Consider the following 5,172-nt stretch of genomic DNA (forward strand, 5'->3'; position numbering starts at 1 on the left):
GCTGCCGGCCGGGCCGATGCCGCCGTCGCCGCCGGGGCCGCCAGAACCGCCCACGCCGCCGGCCCCGGCACGGTTACCGCTGGTGCTGGTCGCGCCACCTTGGCCGCCGGGTGCGCCGTTGCCGCCGGACCCACCGGTTCCCGGGGTGCCGCCGGTGCCGCCGATGCCGACCGCGCCGCCTCTGCCGCCGCCGCCGCCCCAGCCGCCATCACCGCCGGAGCCGGCGCTGACGGTGCCGTTATCGGCATAGCCGGCGCCACCCTGCCCGCCGTTGCCGCCGTGGCCGCCGTTGCCGCCGCTCCCGTTCGTTCCGCCCAGCCAGGCATTGCCACCGTTTCCGCCGTCCCCGCCGTAGCCCCCGCCGCCGCCCATTCCGGCGGGGTCGCCGGCGGTCCCGTCTGCCGCGGTCCGGGCGTTGCCGCCATGGCCGCCGCCACCCCCGTCGCCGCCGGTGCCGAGCAGCGAGAGGTTGGTGCTGCCACCGGCCCCACCGAGGCCGCCCTTGCCTCCGACGCTCCCGTCTCCGCCGTCTCCGCCGTCCCCGCCGTGCCCGCCGTGCCCGAATATCAGCTGCCTACTGGCGCCGCCGGCCCCGCCGGTCCCGCCTGTCCCGCCGGCGAGCGTGTCGGTCAGGCCCGCACCGCCCTTGCCGCCGTCGCCGCCGTGTCCGCCGAGGAGCCCGCCGGCCCCGCCGGCCCCGCCGTCGCCGCCCTGCCAATAGCCGTAGTGTCCGCGCGCGTCCCCGCCGGCCCCGCCCTTGCCGCCATTGCCGAACAGGCCGGCCGCACCGCCTGCACCGCCGTAGCCGCCGCCGGGCCCGCCCTGCCCACCGTTTCCGCCGTTGCCGATCAGGCCGGCCGCACCGCCTGCCCCGCCGCTGCCGCCGCTGGCCCAGCCCGACCCACCGTTGCCGCCGTTGCCGATCAGCCACCCGCCGTCTTCCCCGGGTGCTCCGGTGCCCGGCTCGCCGTCGGCGCCGTTGCCCACCAACGGACGCCCCGTCAGCGTCTTCCACGGCGAGAAGAGCGCAAGACCCTCCAGCGGGGACGCGTTGGCCGTCTCGGCGGCCGCATACGCGCCAGCACCGGAACTCAAAGCCTGCACGAATTGGTCATGCATGAGCGCCATCCGCGCGCCCAGGGCTTGATAGTCCTGCGCGTAGGCGCCGAAAAACTTGGCGATCGCCGCCGACACCTCATCCTGGCCGGCGGCCAGCACTTCCGTCGTCGAGGCCGCGGCCGCGGCGTGGGCATCCCGGAGCGTGCTTCCGATCCTGCTCAAGTCTGTCGACGCTGCCGTGATGGACTCCGGCGCGGCGATCACATATGACGACATCTGCCACCTGCTCTCGGTTCCCGTCTGCGCAGCGCGTTTGCGCGGTGTGCCTGGCCCGGCTCCGCGAGGGGATCGTCACCCGCAGTGGGGTGGGAGGAGCCCAGTAGTGCAGTACTGCAATTTCGCCCGGGACGTGTTTGCCGCCGCGCCCAGGTAGTCTCTATGGGTGCCCGCTCTCCTCGCGTCTTGGCAGCTACAGATCGACCCCACGCACCTACGACGTGATCGTGGTCGGCGATTTGGCGGCCGCGACCAGCGTGATTCACCACGACCTGCCGCAACGCCGGGGATCGGGCGACTGCAAATGTTCAACTATGCCCGTTATCGTTGGGACGCCTGCTAAATCCGCTGGTAAATAACAGGATTGGGCGCTAGCCCGTCATTCGATAATTGGCCTTCCGCTAGGAGATTCACCGATCGTGGCGACCACTGCTGACTTCAAGAACGGACTCGTCCTGGTAATCGACGGGCAGCTGTGGACGATCACCGAGTTCCAGCACGTCAAGCCCGGCAAGGGGCCGGCCTTCGTGCGGACCAAGCTGAAGAACGTGCTGTCCGGCAAGGTCGTGGACAAGACTTACAACGCCGGGGTCAAGGTGGACACCGCCACCGTCGACCGGCGCGACGCCACCTACCTGTACCGCGACGGCACGGACTTCGTTTTCATGGACAGCCAGGACTACGAGCAGCATCCGTTGCCGGAATCCCTGGTCGGCGATGCGGCGCGGTTCCTGCTGGAGGGATTGCCGGTGCAGGTGGCGTTCCACGACGGCGCGCCGCTCTACCTCGAGTTGCCGGTGTCCGTCGAGATGGTGGTCTCGCACACCGAGCCCGGTTTGCAGGGCGACCGGTCCAGTGCGGGCACCAAGCCCGCCACTGTGGAGACCGGCGCGGAGATCCAGGTGCCGTTGTTCATCAACACCGGCGACAAGCTCAAAGTGGACACCCGCGACGGCAGCTATCTGGGCCGGGTCAACGCCTGACGATGCGTAACGAGAGAGCGAGGCCGGACGAAAAGCAAACCAAGCCGGCCAGACCAGTCAAAGGGCGTCACCACGCGCGAAAGCGCGCGGTTGACCTGCTCTTCGAGGCCGAGGCTCGTGGTCTGACGGCCGCCGAGGTGGTCGACGTCCGTACCGCGCTGGCCGAAACCAAGTCGGACGTGGCGCCGCTGAACCCGTACACGGTGACGGTGGCTCGCGGCGTCGGTGAGCACATCGCCCACGTCGACGACCTGATCACCTCGCATCTGCAGGGCTGGACGCTGGACCGGCTGCCCGCGGTCGATCGCGCCATCCTGCGCGTCGCGGTGTGGGAACTGCTGTACGCCGACGATGTTCCGGAGCCGGTGGCTGTGGACGAGGCGGTCGAGCTCGCCAAGGAGCTGTCCACCGACGACTCGCCGGGCTTCGTCAACGGCGTGCTGGGGCAGGTCATGCTGGTGACGCCGCAGATCCGGGCGGCCGCTCGAGCGGTGCAACAGGCGGTCCAGACGGGCGCCGCGGCCAGAACGGAGGACCCAGGCTCATGAACCGGTTGGAGCTTCGCGTCGTCGCTGCCAGTTTCCTGGCGGCGACGGTGGTGTTGAGCGCTGTCGTGTGCGCCGCGTTCGGGCTGGCCATCGTGGCGGCCGTGCTGTCGATCTATGCGCTGGGCGTGGGCGCCTGGCTGTATCACTCGATCGAGCGGCTGATCGTGGCGCGCCGGATCAGCACGGTTCGCCAGGCGGCCAAGCCACTGCAGCCGTTACTGCCGGTGATGGCCGCCATCATGGGCCTGTCGCAGGCCATCGTCAGGTCGCTGAGCGATGTGACAGAACTGCCGGCGCGCGGTCTGGAGCTGCCGGTGCTGCGCTGGTTGGGCCCCCGCAATACACCGCCAGTCGTGGAGAGCGACGACGAGCCGGCTCGCTGACCTACCTGAGCGAAATGATTCCGCGCTGAGCGCATGCGGATCAGAATGGGTGCTGGCCCAGCGTGCACGGATAACGGCAAAGTCGCTATCTGCTGTCTCGTTGCGTCTCGCGCGCGATAATTACAAGCTGCACTGAATGCAGCGGCTTGGCCCGACGGGGGCGGCCCGCACCAGAAGAACAGGTGACGACATGACTCAAGACAGTGCTCAGAGGCGACTTCGTGTGTCCGCTCTGGCGGCGGTGGCGAACCCGTCATACACCCGCATCGACACCTGGAACCAGCTCGACGACGCATGCAGCCACCTGGCCGAGGTCGACCTGGCCGGTCTGGACAAAGCTCACGACCTGGCAAAGGTCAAGCGCTTGATGGACCGCATCGGCGCCTACGAGCGGTACTGGCTGTATCCCGGCGCGGAGAACTTGGCGGTCTTCCGCGCTCACCTGGAGAGCCTGTCCACCGTGCGGCTCACCGAAGAGGTGTCGTTGGCGGTGCGGTTGCTGAGTGAATACGGCGACCGCACAGCACTTTTCGATATTTCGGCACCGCTGGCCGACCAGGAGCTGGTTTCCCAGGCCAAACAGCAGCAGTTCTACACCGTTCTGCTCGCGGATGATTCGCCGGGCACGGCTCCCGATTGCCTGGCCGAAAGCCTGCGGGCGCTGCGCAACCCGGACGACGATATCCAGTTCGAGATCCTGGTGGCCCCCAGCGTTGAGGACGCCATAGCCGCGGTGGCACTCAACGGCGAGATTCAGGCCGCGATCATCCGACATGATCTGCCGCTGCGTTCGCACGACCGGCTGCCGCTGATGAATTCGCTGCTAGGCGCCAACGACGACGCAGCAGTGTCCGATCGCGCGCACGACTCGGTCGAATGCGGCGAGTGGATCCGGGAGCTGCGGCCCCATATCGATCTGTATCTGCTCACCGACGAGTCGATTGCGTCAGGCAGTGACAACGAGCCGGACCTCTACGACCGCACCTTCTATCGCCTCAACGACGTCACCGACCTGCACAGCACGGTTATAGCGGGCTTGCGAAACCGTTTCTCCACACCATTTTTCGACGCGTTGCGGGCCTATGCACAAGCTCCGGTCGGTCAGTTCCATGCGCTTCCAGTCGCGCGCGGCGCCAGCATCTTCAACTCGAAGTCGCTGGAGGACATGGGCGAGTTCTACGGCCGCAACATCTTCATGGCAGAGACCTCGACCACCTCGGGTGGGTTGGACTCCCTGCTGGACCCGCACGGCAACATCAAGAAGGCCATGGACAAGGCCGCGGTCACGTGGGAAGCCCAGCATACCTACTTCGTCACCAACGGGACGTCCACCGCGAACAAGATCGTCGTGCAGTCGCTGACCCGGCCCGGCGACATCGTTCTGATCGACCGCAACTGCCACAAGTCACACCACTACGGCCTGGTGCTGGCCGGCGCGTACCCGCTCTACCTGGAGTCCTATGCGCTCCCGCAGTTCGCGATTTATGGGGCGGTACCGCTGGAGACCATCAAGAAGGAGCTGTTGGACCTCGAGGCGGCCGGGCAGCTGCACAAGGTGCGAATGCTGTTGCTCACCAACTGCATCTTCGACGGCGTCGTCTACAACCCCCGTCGGGTGATGGAGGAGGTGCTGGCGATCAAGCCGGACATCTGCTTCCTGTGGGACGAGGCGTGGTACGCATTCGCCACCGCCGTGCCGTGGGCGCGGCAACGCACCGCCATGGTGTCGGCGGAGCGTCTCGAGCAGACCTTGGCGTCGCCGGAATACGCCGAGGAATACCGGAATTGGGCCGCGTCGATGGAGGGGATCCCCCGGTCGGAGTGGGGTAATCACCGGCTGCTGCCCGACCCCAGTCGGGCGCGGGTCCGGGTGTACGCGACGCACTCGACCCACAAGTCACTGTCGGCGTTTCGGCAGGCGTC

4 protein-coding genes and 1 pseudogene are annotated in these 5,172 nt (G+C 68.0%); 4 read left to right on the forward strand and 1 reads right to left on the reverse strand.

Going from position 1 to position 5,172, the window contains the following annotated elements; genetic code table 11:
- Window positions 1-1,335: PE family protein (locus tag VML93_RS20725; RefSeq protein ID WP_325613566.1), on the reverse strand; the 1,335-nt coding region annotated here is incomplete at its 3' end.
- Between the two features lie 419 nt (window positions 1,336-1,754).
- Here VML93_RS20725 and efp point away from each other — a divergent pair.
- The 4 genes and pseudogenes from efp to VML93_RS20745 all read left to right on the forward strand — a co-directional run.
- The gene (gene efp / locus VML93_RS20730; protein WP_325613568.1) at window positions 1,755-2,318 is read left to right on the forward strand and encodes an elongation factor P; all 564 of its coding nucleotides are present in this window, start codon (window positions 1,755-1,757) and stop codon (window positions 2,316-2,318) included.
- Between the two features lie 2 nt (window positions 2,319-2,320).
- Window positions 2,321-2,866: a transcription antitermination factor NusB gene (nusB, locus tag VML93_RS20735; protein ID WP_325613569.1), complete on the forward strand. Its 546-nt coding sequence runs from the start codon at window positions 2,321-2,323 to the stop codon at window positions 2,864-2,866.
- A complete protein-coding gene (locus VML93_RS20740) occupies window positions 2,863-3,249 on the forward strand; it encodes an antitermination protein NusB (protein ID WP_325613571.1) in 387 nt (128 codons plus the stop codon). Before nusB ends, VML93_RS20740 begins: the two co-directional genes overlap by 4 nt.
- Before the next feature lie 190 nt (window positions 3,250-3,439).
- Window positions 3,440-5,172: pseudogene (locus VML93_RS20745) on the forward strand (amino acid decarboxylase); the annotation flags it as partial.

Source organism: Mycobacterium sp. (assembly GCF_035499775.1).
Taxonomy (GTDB): domain Bacteria; phylum Actinomycetota; class Actinomycetes; order Mycobacteriales; family Mycobacteriaceae; genus Mycobacterium.

Coding starts and splice junctions, on each gene's coding strand:
- nusB (WP_325613569.1), top strand. CDS start 2,321: ATGCGTAACGAGAGAGCGAGGCCGGACGAAAAGCAAACCAAGCCGGCC.
- VML93_RS20740 (WP_325613571.1), top strand. CDS start 2,863: ATGAACCGGTTGGAGCTTCGCGTCGTCGCTGCCAGTTTCCTGGCGGCG.